Consider the following 18,989-nt stretch of genomic DNA (forward strand, 5'->3'; position numbering starts at 1 on the left):
ACGCACGTCTCACCTCGCCTCGGATCGGACCCGTGGCGAAGTCGGCGCGGGTGGGGCGTCCTTGGTGGATTCCGGCCGGTAGATCGCGTAGCTGGCCGGAGCGGTTTGTGGAACGTCTGGCTCCACCCATCGTTCGGGCTGCCGGCGGTTCGGACGCACGGCCGGAGTCCTCGGCGGAGTCGCGCTCGGGACGTCGGACCGCTCCTCTGGGCGGTTCTGCTCTCCACTGCTGGGTGCACCGTGGCTCGGATCTTCGTGCCGAGCTTCCGGTCGCAGCGATGTCCCTTCGGCAAGGACTCCACGGCGCTTTCCAACGTGTGGCTCGGAGGTGCCACCGGGTTCGACGACGTCGAGTTTCGCGGCCTCACGCATGTCGCGGAAAAATCGCCGATGCCAAGAGCCGGCCGACGTGATCGCTGCGGTGCTGTCCTTGCCGCCGAGTTGAGTGATCCGCCGGTACGGCCGAAGCAGCAGCCAGCCCACGACGCCGCAAAGCCACACGAGGACTACCTGGAGCCAACCAGGCAGCGTCGGAGTGTTCATGATCAAGTCGACGGCGAACAGGTAGATCGCGGCCCCAGTGCCAAAGATTGCGATGTTGAAGACCGCTGCGACTACGGCGTTCGCCAACCGTCGAATGCCGGCGCTCGCTGGGCGCATCAGTCCGACGGTGCCCAAGATCGGTGCCGCGATGACCGCCCAGCGGAAGATCAAGAATCCGAGCAGAACGAGCAGTGACGCGGTGAGATCGAACAGGGCGAAGAGGAACGCGGCAAGCAGTGCGATGAAGCCGGCACCAACCCGATCCATGTCGCGTTTACCTTGGAGATATTCGTATGCCTCGGGGTCCTCCGTCTTGATCTGCTCGGCGACCTTCATCCATTGAGTGTTTTTCTCGGCGAGCATCTGGGTCCGAGTGCCAGGATTTTGACGGAGCTTTTCGGCTTCGTCCCAGCGGAACGACTTAGCGTCGTAGAGCGCCTGACCATACTTCTTAGCTGTCACACTGTCAGCGGATCCGAGAACACCCCGAAGCCAGTTGCGGTAAAGCATGGTCTCGGTGACCGTGTCACTAGCCCGTACGGCCGGTGGCCGGTTGTCCTTGCACGCGTTGGGATCGCCTAGGTGGCACTGGCCGTCATCGGGGCGTGGGCCAACGGCGTCGTGCACAACGCCGAGTGCGCTTACCAACGTGTCATCGGCGATGTTTGCTGACTTGACCGGCCATGCGGCGAGCGCGGTAACAGCGACCATGACAAGCAGCGCCCAGCCGGTGGTGGTCATGGCGTTGCTCATGTCCGACTGACGGGACCGCCAAATGAGGTAAAGGCCAACGATCGCCAGCGTGACGCCCCCAAAGGCGGTAAATACCTTCGTATAGACCGCCTTTGTTGCCTGGTCCACCAAGGGGTCCGCCCAGCCCCACATAGTCGCTGGATCCCATGCGCGCTCACGCACGGCGTTGGAAGCGCCTACGACAGCAGTGGCGATCATAAACTCGCCGTTGGCAACCGTCGTCAAGAAACGGTAGTCGGGATGCAGGACGGTTGAGGCACAGCCGCCTTCTATGTCGTACGTGGAATAGCTATAACCGGCGTAGCCGTAGTCGCTGTATATGCCTACAACGCCAGAACGCGCGGAACCTTCAGGTCGAGTCGCGAACCATCCTGCAAGACCCGCGTCGGGGTTGCTTGGGTTCGGTGCGCTGAGACAGGTCAGGCGGCCCTCAGCGACATCCGGCAACTTGCTTACGCAGGCACGGAAGTTGGCTTCCCACTCCTCGACCGTGCAGACCTCAGCGGGTGCTTTGGCTGGCGGGGCCGCGGTGGCGGCTAGGGCTGGCCAGCTGATGGTGGCTGCGGCCGCCACCAGGAGGGTGAGGACCAGAGAGACTACCCGTGCTCGCGCGCGAGTCATCTACTCCTCCAGGTCTGCAGGGGGCGGCGGCAGGAGGGACGGCGTGGTGGCCGCCGCCGCCGGGGTGGTGTCCAGGTGGTCCAGCAGGCCCTCGACGTACGAGACGTCGACCCTGATCTTCTGTACCCGGCCGTCTACGTCGCGCATCACGAACTCGCGGAAGCCCAGCCGGGACGCCGATGAGGTGTCCACGTTCGACAGGCTGGCGAGGGTGGCCTCGTAGCCATCGTTGACCGGGACCCGCAGCAGGCGCAGCGCTTCCGAGGCGATTTCCTGGTCTTCCGCGATCCGGCCCACGAACACCGTCGACACGAGGTTCTGGACGTCCAGGCCCAGGATGTCCCGCGGGTTCTGCGACGCCACCAAGGCCGCCAGGTTCCACTTGCGGGAGTCTCGGGCCAGGCGCACCAGGAAAGAACGGCCTGAGCGCCAGCCTTCCATGAAGTGCGCCTCGTCCAGGCCTACCAGTTTCCTCGACGACATCGAGCCGCCGTAGCAGCGGCGGACGGCCAGGCGGTGCGCCGTGTGCAGCATCGGCAACGCCAGGGCCTCTTCCGCCGACCAGTACTCGCGCTCGATCTTCAGGTCCGGTAGGCGCAGGCCCGCCATCGTGATGACCGTCAGCGCGGCGTCCGCGCCCAGCAGGTGCTCCGGTGGGCGGCCGAAGAACAGCAGCGCCAGGGGCATCTCCGCCGTGTCCAGCAGCAGGTTGGCCAGCTCCTTGCCGTCGTCGTCGTCCATGCCGGCCAGGCACGCGACCACGTCGTCCAGGGTCGAGGTCTCCTCGGCGGGGACCTGGCGCACGGCGTGCCGGAACAGCGTCGCCGTCGACGCCTGGCGCGCGACCTGCGGCGGGACCAGCATCTGGCAGATGTCCTGCACCAGCATCCGGCGCTCGGCTCGGGAGTTCGAGACCGCGATCTCGTACTCCCGGTCGCCCGGCGCGCCCAGCGAGAACTCCGTGCGCAGGGGCGTGGGGATCAAGGAGTACGGGGCGAGCGTGCCGGCTTCCGAACCCGTCAGGTTGAGCACTCGGGAGAACGGCCGCAGCTCCGGCATCGCGCACAGCCGGGCCAGCGGGCCCGACGGGTCGAGCAGGGTGACCTGGACACCGCGCCGGGCTGCCAGGTAGCCGAGTGCGCCGAGCAGCGTCGACTTGCCACCGCCGGGCTCGGCCACGAAGACGGCCAGGCCGGAGCGCTCGCGTACCTCCATCGGGAAATGCAGGTCGAGGAAGACCGGCCGCCGGCAGGTCCCAGCGGTACGACCGATCAGGTCGCCGCGCCGGTCGCCGACCGTGGATGCCGCCTGCGGCAGCGCGGCGGCCAGCAGCTTGACCGGCATCCGGCGGATGTAGCCGGTGTTGGCGATCGGCTCGCCCGGGATGAACTCGCGGGCCAGCCAGTCCTGGTTCTTCGGGTGCTGCAGCGAGATGCGCAGCTCCCGGGAGTAGAGCTGGATCAGCCGGCGCGCCCGCTCGAGGCACTCGTCGCGGGTGCGGCCGCCGACCGCGATGCGGTGCCAGCCGTGTGCGCGGGCCGACTCGACCGGCAGGCCGGTGGTCATCTCGTCACCGATGACGAGCGCGCGCTTGGCCAGCCGCTCGAGCTCCGGCGGGGCGTCGATGCCGTGCTCGGCGTAGTCGAGCTGCTGCGACCGGATCATCCGGAGCCGGTGCTCGAGGTTGCGGAACGAGTCGCCCGAGCCGAGCACGTCGATCCGGGACGACAGCTCCATCGGCCACGGCAGCCGCTCGTGGAAGTGCATCCACGGCTCGTGCCGCTCGGGGATCTCCAGCGGCTCCATGCGGCCGACGGCGAGCACGGCGACGTGCCGCTCCTCGCCGGTCATCCGGTTGACGAGCTTGACGGTCGAGCCGTACGGCGTGCGGTAGCGCTCGATCTGCTCGGTGAGCCCGAGCAGGTCACCGCGTTCCCATGCCCCGTTGGTCACCGGCGATAGCGCGGTCGGCGGTGCCATGCACAGCGCGACCGAGCGGTAGAGCAGCCATTCGAGCTCGTGCGGGGTGACCCGCCGGCCGCGCATGCCGAACGCGCCGAGCACCTCGTCGAACTGCTCGACCGTGCGGCTCAGCTTGCGGCGCTCGCCCTCGGCGACACCGCGGCCGAAGGTGCGCAGCACCCGCTCCGACAGGCTGTTGCCCAGCGACCGCCGGGCGAACGTCACGCCGAGGTAGGTCTGGCCCTCGGCGTGGTTGACCGACAGCAGGTGCCGTTGCGCCGCGACCAGGTGGTCGGACCACGACGTCGCGCCCGGCACGCTGGACAGCGGCGAGGGCGTGTGGACGTCGACGGTGCGCGCCCACTCGTCGGCCGGGAACGGCCGCGTGGTGCGGCGCAGGTGCAGCCGGAAGCCCGCAAGGCCGGCATATTGCTCCGAGATCGCGGACAGCAGCGCCTCGCGCTCGGCGTCGGGCCGGAACGCCCAGCGCACCTCGGGCAGCCAGTACCAGGCGGTCACCGTGTTGGGCGTGAAGGTCAGGTGCCCGGCGATCTCGGTGATGGCCAGGCCGATGCTCGGGTCGCGGTCGCCGAACTTGATCTGCGGCGGCTTGACCGTGGCCGGCTTCTTCGCCGGCTCGCGACCCTTCTCCCGACGGCGCGGCGGCTGCGCCGGCTCGCGCACGATCGGCAACCGCGCGCCGGGCCGGTCGGGCGCGCGCTCCGAACGCGGCGCGACGTCCGAGACACGTTCCGGACCAGCGGGCAGCGGGGGTACGCCGGGCACGGGCCCCGTGGCGGGTCGGCGCGGCCGGGCCGGGTGCTGCGGTGGCGCGAGCCGACTGGCGGTCGGCGGCTCACCGCGGCGGCGTGGCTCAGGGCGAGGCTCGGGCAGCAGCTCACTGCCAGGGTCGAGATAGGCGTCCGCATGCGGCGCGGGCTCGCCCCGCCGCCCGGCGCGGTTGTCGACCCGGCCGCTCTCGCTCGGCGCCCGGTTGGCCCGGCTGACGATGCGCTGTCGGTCGACCGACGGTCCCGTCGGGCGCGGCGGGGGCTGAACGGCGTCGACCCCGTGCGGCGGCTCGAAGCCGTCGAGGTGGCCGGTCAGCGCCGGATCGGCACCGTAGTAGGGCTCGGCGGCCGACGGGTTCGGGCCGGCTCCGTTGCCGTTGGCGAGCGCGTGCCGGCCGCCGGCGACCTCACCGCCGTGCACGGGAGCGCCATACGTCGCAGCGGCCTGCGGCCCCGCGCCCTGCGCCGCAGCGGCCTGCGGCCCCGCGCCCTGCGCCGCAGCGGCCTGCGGCCCCGCGCCGTAGGTCGCGGCGCCCTGGGCTCCCGCGCCGTGCGGTCCTGAGCCGTGGGTCGCGTCGCCCTGCGGTCCTGGGCGGTGCGGTCGTGCGCCGTGGGTCGCCGCGCCCTCCTGTCCCGCGCCTTGCGGTCCCACGCCGTGGGTGGCGTCGAACTGCGCTCCTGCGCCGTGCGGCCCGGCGCCGAAGGTCGGGTCGTCCTGGAATCCTGCGTCGTGTAGGCCCGCGTCGTGGGTCGCCGCGGCCTGGTTTCCCCTGCCCTGGGGCCCTGCGCCGCGCGGTCCCGCGCCCTGCGTCACGGCACCTTGCGGCCCCGCGCCCTGGGCCGCTCCGCCCTGGGCGGAGCCGCCCTGCACCGGGGTGCTCTCCGGTGGCGCGGCACCGCCGAACAGGTCGAGGAATGGTGAGTCGATGTCGGCCTCTGGCCGACGCCCGGCCGGCACACCGCGGCCGCGCTCCTCGGCCGGCCGGGAGCGCACCGGTCCCGGAGCCTGGAACACCGCCACCGAACCGTGACCGGGAGTGGTCACGAGCTCGGTGTCCGTGCGCTCCTCGTCGAGGTCAGCGGTATCAAGATCCGTCGCAGGGTAGTCGCTTGATCGCGGACGGTGACCACCGGCTCCGGACTGCGTGTCGGCCGGACGGGACTCCGGCGGGACCGGTCGATTCATGCGAGGACCTCGCTCTGTTCCGCTGCGTGCCGGCTCATACCAGCTCCTCGCGGATCCTGATCTTGGTTGCGACCAGACGCGGGTCGCGCTGCTCGACGGCGGGCTCGCGGGTGCGGCGCCAGTCGGTGAGCGCGGTGCGGATGACCACGCGCGCCGGACGGTCGGGATCGACGTGGCGGAAGATGAACGAGGTCGTCACGATGGCGAGCGCGATCTCCCAGGCCGGGAAGAGCTCGACACTGAACGTGAACAGCCAGTGGATGAACATGTAGAGCGGCACGAGCAGCATGAACAGCCCGTATTGCGCATAGGGCAGGTGGACCGGAAGCGTGTATCCCGGCGGGCCCAGGTAGACCAGGCGGGCCCGGTAGATGTCGTCATCGGTGCGCAGCCGCATCTCGTGCTCCGCGGCCTATTCGAAGATCAGCTTGATCAGGTAGTCACCGACGAAGAACAACGTCGCCGCGCCCGCGATGAACGCGAGACCGACGATGGCGATGGCGGAGCTGGTCAGGACCTTGGAGACCTCGCCCTTGCTGGCGCGGCCAATGAAGATCACGCCAAGCACCGCAAGGAGAATCGGGGCTACCTTGCCGGCGAAGAAGGTGACGATGCCTTCTGTGTTGATGCCCTTCGGGTCTGCCTCACCCGCGATGACGTGGGCGAGCACGCCCGACGCGGCGTGCGCGGACGCACTCCACGCCTGCTGGACGAGCTCAGTGGCGATCATCGGAAAACCTCCCCGGTGCCGACGGCCGGCGGAGCCGCGGCACTGTGATTGTCAGGCCTTCGGGTGACGTTTTGTCGTACGTCTTGTCCGCCGGCCCGGATGTTGTGCGCTCACCGCTAACGGTGTCTCATCCTCGGGTGTTTTGTCCCGGTTTCGGCCTGTCTCCTCCGTCTTGGCGCCGGAATCATTAGCAATTGCAAAGCGTACGGCGGAGCCCTCCTTCGAACAAGCTACGAAGAATCCGCCCGGCTGCGCCCCTCGTAACCGGTGTGGTCGCTGTGGCACACGGGTTCGAAAACCGGTTCGGTACGGTCTACAGGTGACCGATCTGCTGCGGTCGCCCGACCCGGTCGTGATGGGCGTCCTCAACGTCACGCCCGACTCGTTCTCCGACGGCGGGCGATACTTCTCCACCGACCCCGACGGTGGTCTCGCGGCCGCGGTGGCGCACGGTGTCGCCATGCGCCGCGACGGCGCTGACCTCGTCGACGTCGGTGGCGAGTCGACCCGGCCCGGCGCCGATCGCGTCGACCCGGAAACCGAGGCGGCCCGGGTCCTGCCGGTCATCCGCGCGCTGGCCGACCGCGGCGTGCCCATGAGCATCGACACCAGCCGCGCGAGCGTGGCCGCCGCCGCCCTGGAAGCCGGCGCCACCGTGGTCAACGACGTCTCCGGCGGCCTCGCCGATCCCGACATGGCCAAGGTCGTCGCCGGTGCCGGCTGTCCCTGGGTGCTGATGCACTGGCGCGGCCACTCCCGTCGGATGGCCGACCTGGCCAACTACGCCGACGTGGTCAAAGAGGTACGCGACGAACTGCGCCAGCGGGTCGACGACGCGCTCGCCGCCGGGGTGGCCGCCGACCGCATCGTCATCGACCCCGGCCTGGGCTTCGCGAAGCGCGCCGAGCACAACTGGGCCCTCACCCGGGGGCTGCCGGAGCTGATCGCGCTCGGCTACCCCGTCCTGTTCGCCGCCAGCCGCAAGTCCTACCTGGGTCGCCTGCTGGCCGAGCCGGACGGCACGCCCCGCCCCGTCGACCAGCGCGCCGCGGCCACGGTGGCCACCAGCGTGCTCGCGGTCGCCGCCGGCGCCTGGGGCGTACGCGTGCACGACGTGCGCGAGACCACCGACGCGATCGCGGTGTGGCAGGCCAGCGGGCGCCCCCGCCTGGCGTACGAGGAGGACCGGACATGACCGATCGGATCACGCTCAAAGGCCTTCGGGCGCGGGGCTGGCACGGGGTGCTGGCGACCGAACGGGCCGAGGGTCAGGACTTCCTCGTCGACGTGGTGCTCGAGCTCGACCTGCGCGCCGCCGCCCGCGACGACGACCTGACCAAGACCGTCGACTACGGCGTACTGGCCGGCCGGCTGGTCAAGGTGATCACCGGCGAGCCGGTCGACCTGATCGAGACGCTCGCCGACCGGCTGCTCGACGTCTGCCTCGACGACGAGCGGGTCACCGAGGCGACGGTCACCGTGCACAAGCCGCACGCGCCGATTCCCCACGAGTTCGCCGACGTGTCGGTCCGCATGCGCCGGGGGAGGGCGGAGCGCTGACCCGGGCCGTCCTCTCGCTCGGCAGCAACCTGGGTGACCGGCTGGCCCACCTGCGGGCGGCGGTCGCCGCGCTGGAACCCGTACTCGTAGGCGTCTCCGGTGTGTACGAGACCCCACCGTGGGGCGATCCGGACCAGCCCAGCTACCTCAACGCGGCGGTCGTGGTCCGGGACGACGCGGCCACCGCGCGGGATTGGCTCCAAAGGGCTCAGACGATCGAAACCGCCGAGGGCCGGGTACGCGACCCGGAGCGCCAGTTCGGCCCGCGGACGCTGGACGTCGACGTGATCGCCGTCTTCGACGCCGAGGGCCGCCCGGTGCGCGGTGCCGACCCGGAACTCACCCTGCCGCACCCGAGGGCCCATCTGCGGGCGTTCGTCCTGAAGCCCTGGGCCGACCTGGACCCGGCGGCCGAGCTGCCCGGACACGGCCCGGTGGCGGCCCTGCTGCGGGCCGAGCCCGCCGCGAGCGACGTCGCGGCGGTGCGTGAACGCCCGGATCTGCGGATACAGTCGGCGGGATGAGCCAGCAGTCTCCCCAACGCGGCCACGGGCCGCACCGGCCACGGATGGGCCCGACCCAGCCGGCCACGCTGGTGCTGGCCGCACTGGTGGCCGCGGCCCTGGCCTGGCTGCTGGTCAGCATGACCTACGCGAGCCTGCCCGACATCCCCTGGTCGCCGACCGCCGTGCTGGCCGGTCTCGGCGTCCTGGAGGGCTACCTGGCGCTCAACACCCGGGCCCGGGTGCAGCGCAAACCCGGCCACGAGCCGGTCGACCCGCTGGCGGTCGCCCGGTTCGCCGTGCTCGCCAAGTCGTCGTCGCTGGTCGGCTCGATCTTCGGCGGGTTCTTCGCCGGCCTGCTGATTTTCTTGATCTTCAAGCACACCGATGCGGCCCGCGACGACCTGCCGGCCGCGATCGGTGGCGTGGTCGGATCCATCATCCTGGTCATCGCCGCGCTGCTGCTCGAACGCGCCTGCCGCGTGCCCAAGCGCAAGGACGACGACGAGAACCGCGACGACGACGCAAGATCTACCCACCGGTAGGCGCATTCACAGGGGGTGACGTCCGGGCGGAAGCGCGGTTAGGGTGCGTGCGAATGGTAGGAAGGCGCACCTGATGGGTTACGACGACTCGATCTACCGGCGACGCTCGGGCGACACCGACCCGGGCCCGGCCGGCGACTACCGCGACGATTATCCGGCCGGCGACTACTCGCCCAACGACTATCCGCCCAACGACTTCGGCGTCGGTGACCTGCGGGCCACCGAGCCGAACGACACCGGGCGGCAGGCCGTGTCCTCGGCGGTCCTCGACGACGTGTTCGACGACCCCGCGGACGGTGAGCCGGGCCGGGACCGGTTGGCCTTCCACATCGTCTGGGAGGTCGTCCTCCTGCTCGGTGTCGCCGCGGTGGGCTACCTGCTTCTCCGCGAAGACTCAGGAGCGTTGCGGGGCGCCGCCCTCGAGCAACTGCTGGTCGCCGGTGCGGCCCTCGGCCTGATCGCCATGGCCGCCGGGCTGACGCTGCGGGCCGGCGCGGTCAACCTCGCACTAGGCCCGGTCGCGGTGGCCGCGGCGCTGCACTTCGCCGAGAACGGCGACCGGGGCATCGTGCCCACCATCGCGCAGGCCACGGTCGGCGCGCTGGCGCTGGGCGTTGCGGTCGCCGTCGTCGTGGTGGTCTTCCACGTGCCCGGCTGGGCGGCCAGCCTGGCCGCCGCCCTCGGCACGCTGGTGTTCATCCAGCGCCGGCCCGCGCCGGTCGACGTGCAGGGCGGTTTCGACCCCACCGACCACGCCCTCTACCTGTTCGTCGGCGTCGCCATCGTGGCCGTGCTCGGCGGGCTGCTCGGCACCGTCAAGTCCGTCCGCCGCTCGGTGGGCCGGTTCCGCCCGGTCGCCGACCCGGCCCGGCGCCGTGGCCCGGTCGCCGCTCTGTTCACCGCCGGCGCCATCGTGGTCTCGATGCCGCTCGCGGCCGGCGCCGGCGTCCTGATCGCGTCGTCGTCCGACGGTCCCGTCGCGCCGACCACCGGCCTCGAATGGACCGGGCTCGCGGTCGGCGCCGCGCTGCTCGGTGGCACCAGCGCGTACGGCCGCCGGGGTGGCGTCTTCGGCACCGTCCTCGCGGTCGCGCTGCTCGTCGTCGGGCAGCGCTACCTGGCGGAGCGCGGCTGGGAAGAGATCACGCCCGCCGCGCTGGGCGCCGGCGCCCTGGTGGCCGGGCTCGTGGTGACCCGCCTGGTCGAGACGTTCGGACGGCCCAAGTCGGCCGGCACCGATCAGACGCAATGGCAGACCACGCAGCCGCGCGGCACCATGATCGGCGAGCGGACCGACTCCTGGTCGTCGCTCCCGGCGCAGCCGACCGAGAGCCGCGCCGGCTCCTGGGACACCGAACGCTGGAACAACGGCGAACGTTAGGTCGCGTTACGCTCGGATCATGACCGAATCGCCAGAGTTCGCCGCGCTCGATGCGCAGTCCACGGAGGAGCTGCGCGAGCGGGCGTTCCACGTCGCCCGCGAGCGCCTCGACGTGCGCTTCTTCTGGTCCGTGCTGCGCCACCTCCCGGATGCCCAACCGGCGGCGGGGCTGGAGCCCGACCTCAGCGCGACCGGCGGCTACATCGACGAGGCCGTCGCACTGTTCCGTGAGGCCGAGGGGCACGACTTCGGCGAGCAGGAACCGCTCTTGCGGGCCAAGTTCATCGACTATCTGCTCAAGCACGACAAATAGCTGTAGATACCCCCGGTAGGTTTCGTCGATGGATCCCGTCGGGAAATACCGGCGGCATGGCTCTCACCAACCGGTACAAGTCAGCGGTTGGATCAGGCACGATCGCTGCCCTGATCCTGGTGCTGGTCTTCGGTAGTCCCTGGTATCGCGACTGGGTCAGCGACAACTACACCGACAACACGGCCGGCGGCTGGTTCCTGCGGCTGCTGGGTTACCCGGCTTGGCGGTTCGACTCCAGCGACTCTCTCCAGGACGTGTTCGCCGACGACCTGCGCGCGATCCTCGTCGTGGTGCTCACCGCACTGTTCCTCTACCTGCTGCCCGGCAGCCAGCTCGCCCGGGCCCGGGGCACGCTCAGCCAGTTCTTCGCCGGCTGGGGTTCGTACGTGTTCGCGGGCGCGTTCGCCGGCCTGCTCACCGCGCTGTTCCGCAGCAACCCGACGCTGCTGGCCGCCTTCGGCGCCGCCGGCCAGGGCGCGACCTACGGCCTCTTCGTGGGCTGGGTCGTGGGTCTGGCCACCCTCGGCGGCTGGCGCGGCACCCGCAGCTGAATTACGCGGACCCGGCGCCTCCCCAGCCGGGTCCGCGAAAAGCGAAGACAGCTCAGTCGGCCTCGGCCGGATAGTCGATGCTCAGGATGCGGTGCCGGCTGATCAGGCCCACCGTCCGGTCGCCGTCCTTGACCTCGGCGTAGTCGGCGTTGGCGACCAGCATCAGCGCGAGCGCGTCGTACAGCGAAACGCCCAGCTCGACGGTCGGGAGGTGGCCCTTGACGGCCACGGACCCGGGCGGGGTCAACATCTCCTCGGTGACCGGCAGCACCGCCAGGCGGCGGATGCCGCGGTCCTTGCCGACGAACTCGCGGACGAACGGCGACGCCGGCTCACCGAGCAGCTGCGCCGGGGTGCCGAACTGCTGCGGGTGGGCGCCCTGCGACAGCACGACGATCCGGTCGCCCATCCGGACCGCCTCGTCGAGGTCGTGGGTGACCAGCACCACGGTCTTGCGGACCTCGGCCTGGAGGCGCAGGAACTCGCGCTGGAGGCCGGACCGGGCGATCGGGTCGACGGCGGAGAAGGGCTCGTCCATCAGGAGTACGACGGGGTCGGCCGCCAGGGCACGCGCGAAGCCGACCCGCTGGCGCTGGCCGCCGGAGAGCTCGTGCGGGTAGCGCTTGCCGTAGCGGGCGGGGTCGAGGCCGACCAGGTCGAGCAGCTCGTCGGCGCGGTCGCGGGTGCGCTGCTTGGGCCAGCCGAGCAGGCGCGGAACCGTACCCACGTTGGTGTGGATCGTCTGGTGGGGAAAGAGGCCGACGTTCTGGATGACGTAGCCGATCCGCCGGCGCAGTTGGACCGCGTCGCTGTGGGTGACGTCATCGCCGTCGATCAGGATCTGGCCCGAGGTCGGCTCGATCAACCGGTTGATCATGCGGAGCACGGTCGACTTGCCGCAGCCGGACGGACCGATCAGCACCACGAGCTCGCCCGCGTTGACGGACAGGCTCAGCTTGTCGACGGCGACCGTGCCGTCGGGGTACTGCTTGCGCACCTCGCGCAGCTCGATCGGCGCCGCCTTGCGATCGGCCGGCGCGCTGGTACCGCCTTCCGGGGTAGCGTCCACTCATGTCCCTCCGCGACCTGGCGTATCAGGATGCCGCCAATCCCTGGTTCTCCTGGGACTACATCCGAACCAACTCGAGCACCATCCTTGACGCTCTTGGCGAGCATGTCACGTTGACAGCCGAAGCCGTGGCGCTCGCCATGGTCGTCGCGGTGCCGCTGGGTGTGGTCGCGTACTGGTTCCGCCCGCTCAGCGGACCGATCCTGGCGCTGTCCGGGGTGCTCTACACCATCCCGTCGCTGGCGCTGCTGGCCTTCATCGCGCCCGCGGTCGGCCCGACCAAGTCGACGTCGGTGCTGATCGGCCTGGTGCTCTACGCGTTGCTGCTGATCGTGCGCAACACGCTCGCGGGCCTCAACCAGGTGCCCAAGGAAGCGCAGGAAGCAGCGACCGGCATGGGGTACGGACGGTTCGGGCGGCTGATCCGCGTCGACCTGCCGCTCGCGCTGCCGGGCATCCTCACCGGGCTGCGCCTGGCGACCGTGTCGACCGTGGCGCTCGTCACGATCGGCGCGCTCATCGGCAAGGGCGGGCTGGGCAACCTCATCCTCGGTGGGTTCCAGAACAACTTCTTCAAAGCCGAGATCCTCACCGGCACGATCCTGTGCGTGCTCTTGGCGTTGGTCCTCGATCTGATCCTGATCGGGGCCGGGCGGGTGCTCACACCCTGGACCAGGAGAGCCCGATGAACATCGTCGAGTCGGCGTGGGTCTACCTCAACGACCCGCTCAACTGGACCAACCCGGGCGGCATCCTGGACCGCCTCGGTGAGCACCTGGTCATCTCGGCGGCCGCCGTGGCGATCGGCTGCGTCGTGGCGCTACCGATCGGTATCTGGCTCGGGCACTCGGGCCGCGGCGGCGGGCTGATCGTGCTGGTCTCGGACCTGACGTTGGCGATTCCGACCGTCGCACTGCTGACCATCTTGCCGCTGACCTTCCTCAGCTTCGGCAAACCGCCCATCATCGTGGCGCTGGCCGTGTTCGCCATCCCGCCGCTGCTCTCCAACGCGTACACGGGCGTCCGGCAGGTCGACCCCGAGACCAGGGACGCGGCCAAGGGGATGGGCCTGTCCGGTGCGCAGCTGCTTCGCCGGGTCGAGCTTCCGCTGGCCGTGCCCTATCTGGCGGCGGGCTTCCGCACGGCGGCCGTCCAGGTCGTCGCGACCACGGCGTTGGCGTCGTACGTCAACGGCGGCGGGCTCGGCCAGATCATCGCCGCCGGTTTCGGGCTGGGCATCGCCGCCGCGGGCGGGCAGATCCTGGCGGGCGGCGTGCTGGTCGCCGCGCTCGCGCTGGCCGTCGAGGGGATCCTCGCCCTGCTGGAGCGCCTGGTCACGCCGGCGCCGCTGCGTCCGTTGCGGCGCAAGACGGACCGGGAGACCATTGCGACCGGTGCCGCCTGACGGATTCACGGTCGCTTACCGCTTTTCATGGCTAAAGTCCGTGTTTGGTGCTCCACGCAGTAGGGAGCATTACTACGCGACAGTGACAATCCGATGACAACAACCACAGTTTCTTGTCGGTCCCCACTGACACCATGTTGGTTGGTTGAGAAATCGCGGACGGGAAGCTTGTCCCTCCGTCCGTCGGACACGCGGCCGGCCCAGGAGGGTCGCGCCGGGACACGGAAGGCGGGCATTCATGCGCGCAGTTACACGGCTCGCGACGGGGGCGGCAGGCGTCCTCTTCGTGGCTGGTCTTCTAGTGGGGTGCGGTGACGCCGGCTCGTCCGGCGCCCAGGCGCCCGCGGCCACCGGCGGGGGTGCGGGTTGTGCCCCGGTCGCCGGTCAGCAGCTCATCGCACTGCAGGACGACAAGAACCTGCAGAACAGCGACAACGTCGTTGCCGCGATCAACACCAAGGCGGCCACTCCCCAGGCCGTCGCGGCCACCAACAAGGTCGCCCAGGCGCTCGACACTCCGAAGCTGATCCAGCTCAACCGGGCGGTCAACGTCGACCGGAAGACGCCGGCGGTGGCGGCGCAGGAGTTCGCGACCGCCAACAACCTGACGGCTGGCATCCCGACGGGTGCGAGCGGCGACATCATCGTCGGCGCGGCCAACTTCAGCGAGAACCAGACGCTCGGCGAGCTCTACAAGATCGTGCTGACCGCGGCCGGCTACAACGTCACGGTCCAGACGATCGGCAACCGTGAGCTCTACGAGCCGGCGTTGGAGAAGGGCGACATCCAGGTCGTCCCGGAATACGCGGCCTCGGCGTTGGACTTCCTCAACACCAAGGTCAACGGCGCCAACGCGCAGCCGCTGTCCTCGCCCGACATCAACCAGACGATGAGCCAGCTCCGCCCGCTCGGCGAGAAGGTCGGCATCACGTTCGGTGAGCCGTCTTCGGCGCAGGACCAGAACGCCTTCGCGGTGACGAAGGAGTTCTCCGACAAATACGGCGTGACGACGCTGTCACAGCTCGCCGACAAGTGCTCCGGCTCCGCCACCATCCTCGGCGGCCCGCCGGAGTGCCCGCAGCGTCCGAAGTGCCAGCAGGGTCTGGTGGCCACCTACAACTTCAACGCCGGCAGCTTCAGCTCACTGGACGCCGGTGGTCCGCAGACCAAGAACGCGCTCCGGACCGGCGTCATCAGCGTCGGCCTGGTGCTGTCCTCCGACGCGGACCTAGCCAGCTAGCGATGCGGGCTCGGGGCCGGCATTCCTTTCCGGGGTGCCGGCCCCGAACCGTCTGGGTCGGCGTCACCTGCGGTGATCGGGCGATGGCGGTTCGGGGCACGCGGTGCCGGCCATTCCGCTGGTCCGGATGTCTCGGTAGCATCACGACCCATGCCGAACACCGACGACGACGATGAGCAGCCGCGGGGCCGTCCGCTGCTCAAGTTGTTGTTCTGGGGCGGCATCGGGCTCGCCCCGATCGCGATGCTGCTCCTGCTCGTCTCCGACGGCAACGGCCCGCTGCGGATCGCCGCCGTCCTGGCCGTGCTCGCGGTCGTCCTGATCGGACTGTCGATCGGGCTGCGCGGCGACGTCGACTCGGTGCGGGTCGAGCTCGAGGACATGGTCGCCGACGAGATCGACGGGCTGCAGGGTGACGTGCGCCGCGACATCGAGACCGCGGCGCGGGCCACCCACCGGCAGCTGGGCGAGAAGGTCCAGGCGCTGCAGCAGTCCGTCGACGCGATGCGGGCCCAGCTCGACGCCCAACGGGCCGCGCCACGGCCGCCCGCGGTCGGTGTGCCGCCACAGGCGCAGCCGCGGGAACCCGCCGCCGCGCAGAGCGGTGGCACCTACGGCGGCGGTGCCGCCCGCGAAGGCGGCACCTACGGCGGCGGCACCTACGGCTCGGGCCGCACGGGCACGCAGCACGGCGGCGGCGAAGGCGGAAGCTACGGCCGGGAGGCCGTCGACGACGACCGGGCACCGAACGCGCAGCCGGCCATGGCGTCCACGGGACGCACGTACGGCGCTCCGGCCGACGGCACGGCCGCCGGCTCGGCCCGGCCGCCACGGGCGCGGGTTCCCGGTGGCGTCGTCCGGCACACCGAGACCGTCCAGGTCACCACCCGCCACACGGTGGTCGACGGACGCGGCGGCTCCGGCGGTACGTACGGCACCGGCGACGTCTACGGCGAGCGCTACCGGGACGACAACCGCTACGGCGACGACAACCGCTACGGCGACGACGGCCGCTCCGGCCAGGTCGAGTACGGCGGCGGTTCCTACGGCAGCCGGCGGAGCCAGGACGACGAGGCCGACTACGACACCGGCGGCTACGGGCGCCGGCGCCGGGCCGACGACGAGCCGCCAGCCGCGTGGGGTTCGAGCGGTGAAGAGTCGTTCACCGACCGCCGGCTCCGCGAGCTGCGCGGTGACCAGCCCGCGATCGAGCGCGGTGACCCACCCGCGTACGACGACCAGTGGTCCTCCGCCCGCGGCGGTGACCGCTGGGCCTCGGTCCGATCCGACGACCGCGGCCGCGAGCTGCGGGTGGGCGAGCGGCGGGCGAGCGTGCGGGCGGACGAGTCCGGCACCGAGTACCGGGTCGAGGACCGCTGGGCCGCGGTCCGCCGCGACGACGACCGCCCGGCCGACGGGCCCGGAGCCTGGTACGCCGACGCGTGGCAGGGCCAACAGGGCGGCGGAGGCGGCGGCACGTACGGCCGGGGCTACGAGGACGCGGACGACGACCGGGGCGGTGGCCGCGGCGACGAGTGGAGCGGTCGCCGGCGCGCGGACCGCGCCGCCGAATGGGGCCGGGGCTCCTACGACGACGACCGGGGCGGCGACGACCGCTGGCGCTGACGCGCTACTTGTCGATGTCGCCGACAACGAAGAACATCGAGCCCAGGATCGCGATCAGGTCCGGCACGAGGCAACCGGGCAGCAGCGTGCTCAGCGCCTGCACGTTCGCGTACGACGCGGTCCGCAGCTTCATCCGCCACGGCGTCTTCTCGCCCCGGGACACCAGGTAGTAGCCGTTGATCCCGAGCGGGTTCTCGGTCCACGCGTACGTGTGCCCCTCCGGTGCCTTGACCACCTTGGGCAGCCGCACGTTGACCGGCCCGGTCAGCTGGTCGACCCGGTCCAGGCACTCCTGCGCGAGGTCCAGCGACACGTACACCTGGTCGAGCAGCACCTCGAACCGGGAGTGGCAGTCGCCGGCCGTGCGGGTCACCACGGGCACCGACAGCTCGCCGTACGCCAGGTAGGGATCGTCGCGACGCAGGTCGAGGTCGAGGCCGGAGGCCCGGCCGACGGGGCCGGACGCGCCGTAGGCGGCCGCCTGCTCGGCCGTCAGCACCCCGACGCCGACCGTGCGGGCCAGGAAGATCTCGTTGCGCCGGATCAGGTTGTCGAGGTCGGGCATCCGCCGCCGGACCTCGCCGATCGCCGCGCGCGCCCGCCGGGTCCAGCCGGCCGGCACCTCTTCCTTGAGGCCGCCGACCCGGTTGAACATGTAGTGCATCCGGCCGCCGGAGACCTCCTCCATCACCGTCTGGAGCGTCTCGCGCTCGCGGAACGCGTAGAAGACTGGGGTGATCGCGCCGATCTCCAGCGGGTACGAGCCCAGGAACATCAGGTGGTTGAGCACCCGGTTGAGCTCGGCCAGCGCGGTGCGCAGCCACACGGCGCGCTCGGGCACCTCGATGCCCATCAGCCGTTCGACCGCGAGCACCACGCCGAGCTCGCTGGAGAACGCGGAGAGCCAGTCGTGCCGGTTGGCCAGCACGATGATCTGCCGGTAGTCGCGCACCTCGAACAGCTTCTCCGCGCCCCGGTGCATGTAGCCGACGATCGGCTCGCAGGAGACCACCCGCTCGCCGTCGAGCACCAGCCGCAGCCGGAGCACGCCGTGCGTGGAGGGGTGCTGGGGACCGATGTTGAGCACCATGTCGGCGGTGTCGAGCCCGGCACCGGTGCCGACGGTCACCTCACGGAGATCCGGCATAGCCGCCATCGTCCCACGTCCACCCGTCGATACCCACCGGCTGGACGAGCCACCAGTGATCGCCCAGGCCGCCCACCGCGGTCAGCTCCGCCGCGGCCGACGCCGCCGCGAGCGCCCGCACGTATCCGGCCGGATCGGTGCTCGCCAGGCTGATCGGCGGTCGCCCGCCGGCGGCCCCGAGCGCTTTCAACGCCTGCCGCTGGGTCATCAACTGGTACGGGCGCCCGGCGACCACGGAACCAGCCGCCGCCACGGCGTCGATGGCGAGGTGCGCCGTCACGTCCCGGCTCCCGTCCGGCACCGGCGGCACCTGCCGCCCGTCGCGATATCCCGTCAGCGTGCCGTCGAACGGCCGCGCGTCGAGCAGGTGCCCGTAGTCGACGGCGACGGCCAGCCCGCGCTCGACGGCACCGACCGCCCGGCCCCAAGCCTCGTCGCGCGCCCGCCCGACCTCACGCCGTGCCTCTTGCTCTGCATCCAGATGCGCATCACCTGTGGGCTCGCTACCGGTGATGCGCATATGGATGCAGAGCAAAGCGGGCCACCAACGGTCCAGCCAGGCTGCGTCCGCGGGGTCGAGCGGACCGCCGACGCTCTCTTCTCCGGTTGCCGGGTCGACCTCGAGATAACGGTCGCCCTGGGCCACGTCGAGCGGCACGTTGTCGAGCCACTCGGTGGCGATGAGCAGCCCGGTGACCGCCTTCGGCAGCGTGTCCTGCCAGTCGATGCCGTCGGGAAGGAAGGCGGGCCGCGGCGCGAGCTCGACGGCGACCGGGTGGAGCCGGTCGAGCAGGTCGGTCGGGGCCGCCGCCAGGACCCCCGTGAGCAGCTCGCCGCGACCCGCGCCGACATCGACGAAGTCGAGCCGGTCGGGCCGGCCGAGGGCCTTGTCGACCTGGTCGAGCAGCCGGAGCACCGCCGCGGCCAGGACCGGCGAGGCGTTGGCGCTGGTGCGGAAGTGGCCGGCCGGCCCCGCGCCGGAGACGAAGAACCCGCCCGACCCGTAGAGGGCGCGCGACATCGCCGTGGACCAGCGCATCAAAGCAGCCTAGTAGGGGGCGAA

Annotated in this window: 17 protein-coding genes and 1 pseudogene; 11 read left to right on the forward strand and 7 right to left on the reverse strand. The window is 71.0% G+C overall.

Features of this window, described 5'->3' with window-relative positions:
• Nucleotides 1–9 precede the first annotated feature (9 nt).
• The 4 genes and pseudogenes from CHC05_RS39300 to CHC05_RS39315 form a co-directional block, all read right to left on the reverse strand.
• Nucleotides 10–1,917, reverse strand: a complete 1,908-nt coding sequence (locus tag CHC05_RS39300) for a hypothetical protein (RefSeq protein WP_089255765.1) — start codon at nt 1,915–1,917, stop codon at nt 10–12.
• A pseudogene (locus tag CHC05_RS39305) lies at nt 1,918–4,512 on the reverse strand (ATP-binding protein); the annotation flags it as partial.
• 1,378 nt (nt 4,513–5,890) lie between these two features.
• Nucleotides 5,891–6,253, reverse strand: coding sequence for a hypothetical protein (locus tag CHC05_RS39310; protein ID WP_089255767.1), 363 nt, complete (start codon nt 6,251–6,253; stop codon nt 5,891–5,893).
• A gap of 15 nt (nt 6,254–6,268) precedes the next feature.
• Complete coding sequence (locus CHC05_RS39315) at nt 6,269–6,586, reverse strand: hypothetical protein (protein WP_089255769.1); 318 nt, start codon at nt 6,584–6,586, stop codon at nt 6,269–6,271.
• Between the two features lie 355 nt (nt 6,587–6,941).
• On the opposite strand from CHC05_RS39315, the gene folP reads away from it, so the two are divergent.
• The 7 genes from folP (at nt 6,942) to CHC05_RS39350 (ending at nt 11,439) form a co-directional block, all read left to right on the forward strand.
• A complete protein-coding gene (folP, locus tag CHC05_RS39320; protein ID WP_425426923.1) occupies nt 6,942–7,781 on the forward strand; it encodes a dihydropteroate synthase in 840 nt (279 codons plus the stop codon).
• On the forward strand, nt 7,778–8,146 hold the full coding sequence (gene folB / locus CHC05_RS39325; RefSeq protein WP_089255773.1) for a dihydroneopterin aldolase: 369 nt from the start codon (nt 7,778–7,780) through the stop codon (nt 8,144–8,146). The genes folP and folB overlap by 4 nt, the downstream gene beginning before the upstream one ends.
• Nucleotides 8,143–8,670 carry a 2-amino-4-hydroxy-6-hydroxymethyldihydropteridine diphosphokinase gene (gene folK, locus CHC05_RS39330; protein WP_089255775.1) on the forward strand — a complete coding sequence of 176 codons (528 nt, stop codon included), beginning with the start codon at nt 8,143–8,145 and terminating at the stop codon, nt 8,668–8,670. Before folB ends, folK begins: the two co-directional genes overlap by 4 nt.
• The gene (locus CHC05_RS39335) at nt 8,667–9,194 is read left to right on the forward strand and encodes a DUF3180 domain-containing protein (RefSeq protein ID WP_089255777.1); all 528 of its coding nucleotides are present in this window, start codon (nt 8,667–8,669) and stop codon (nt 9,192–9,194) included. The genes folK and CHC05_RS39335 overlap by 4 nt, the downstream gene beginning before the upstream one ends.
• A gap of 73 nt (nt 9,195–9,267) precedes the next feature.
• Entirely contained in the window at nt 9,268–10,575 is a 1,308-nt protein-coding gene (locus CHC05_RS39340) for an ABC transporter permease (RefSeq protein WP_245871467.1), read from the forward strand.
• Between the two features lie 19 nt (nt 10,576–10,594).
• Entirely contained in the window at nt 10,595–10,888 is a 294-nt protein-coding gene (locus CHC05_RS39345) for a hypothetical protein (RefSeq protein ID WP_089255779.1), read from the forward strand.
• A 56-nt stretch (nt 10,889–10,944) separates the two neighbouring features.
• A complete protein-coding gene (locus CHC05_RS39350) occupies nt 10,945–11,439 on the forward strand; it encodes a hypothetical protein (RefSeq protein ID WP_089255781.1) in 495 nt (164 codons plus the stop codon).
• A gap of 52 nt (nt 11,440–11,491) precedes the next feature.
• Here CHC05_RS39350 and CHC05_RS39355 read toward each other — a convergent pair whose 3' ends face one another.
• Complete coding sequence (locus CHC05_RS39355) at nt 11,492–12,508, reverse strand: ABC transporter ATP-binding protein (protein ID WP_089255783.1); 1,017 nt, start codon at nt 12,506–12,508, stop codon at nt 11,492–11,494.
• Nucleotides 12,509–12,510: 2 nt separating this feature from the next.
• On the opposite strand from CHC05_RS39355, the gene CHC05_RS39360 reads away from it, so the two are divergent.
• The 4 genes from CHC05_RS39360 (at nt 12,511) to CHC05_RS39375 (ending at nt 16,779) form a co-directional block, all read left to right on the forward strand.
• Complete coding sequence (locus CHC05_RS39360) at nt 12,511–13,197, forward strand: ABC transporter permease (RefSeq protein ID WP_089255785.1); 687 nt, start codon at nt 12,511–12,513, stop codon at nt 13,195–13,197.
• Entirely contained in the window at nt 13,194–13,913 is a 720-nt protein-coding gene (locus CHC05_RS39365) for an ABC transporter permease (RefSeq protein WP_089255787.1), read from the forward strand. The genes CHC05_RS39360 and CHC05_RS39365 overlap by 4 nt, the downstream gene beginning before the upstream one ends.
• A 238-nt stretch (nt 13,914–14,151) precedes the next feature.
• Nucleotides 14,152–15,153, forward strand: a complete 1,002-nt coding sequence (locus tag CHC05_RS39370) for a glycine betaine ABC transporter substrate-binding protein (RefSeq protein ID WP_089255789.1) — start codon at nt 14,152–14,154, stop codon at nt 15,151–15,153.
• A 150-nt stretch (nt 15,154–15,303) separates the two neighbouring features.
• Nucleotides 15,304–16,779 (forward strand): hypothetical protein, encoded by a 1,476-nt coding sequence (locus CHC05_RS39375; RefSeq protein ID WP_089255791.1) that lies wholly within the window; start codon nt 15,304–15,306, stop codon nt 16,777–16,779.
• Between the two features lie 4 nt (nt 16,780–16,783).
• Here CHC05_RS39375 and CHC05_RS39380 read toward each other — a convergent pair whose 3' ends face one another.
• Together CHC05_RS39380 and CHC05_RS39385 are read right to left on the reverse strand one after the other, a co-directional pair.
• A complete protein-coding gene (locus CHC05_RS39380) occupies nt 16,784–17,935 on the reverse strand; it encodes an NADH-quinone oxidoreductase subunit D (protein ID WP_089255793.1) in 1,152 nt (383 codons plus the stop codon).
• Nucleotides 17,910–18,965 (reverse strand): SAM-dependent methyltransferase, encoded by a 1,056-nt coding sequence (locus CHC05_RS39385; protein WP_089255795.1) that lies wholly within the window; start codon nt 18,963–18,965, stop codon nt 17,910–17,912. Before CHC05_RS39385 ends, CHC05_RS39380 begins: the two co-directional genes overlap by 26 nt.
• Nucleotides 18,966–18,989: the final 24 nt, after the last annotated feature.

Origin of the sequence: Asanoa hainanensis, assembly GCF_900188485.1 — a bacterium.
GTDB lineage: Bacteria > Actinomycetota > Actinomycetes > Mycobacteriales > Micromonosporaceae > Asanoa > Asanoa hainanensis.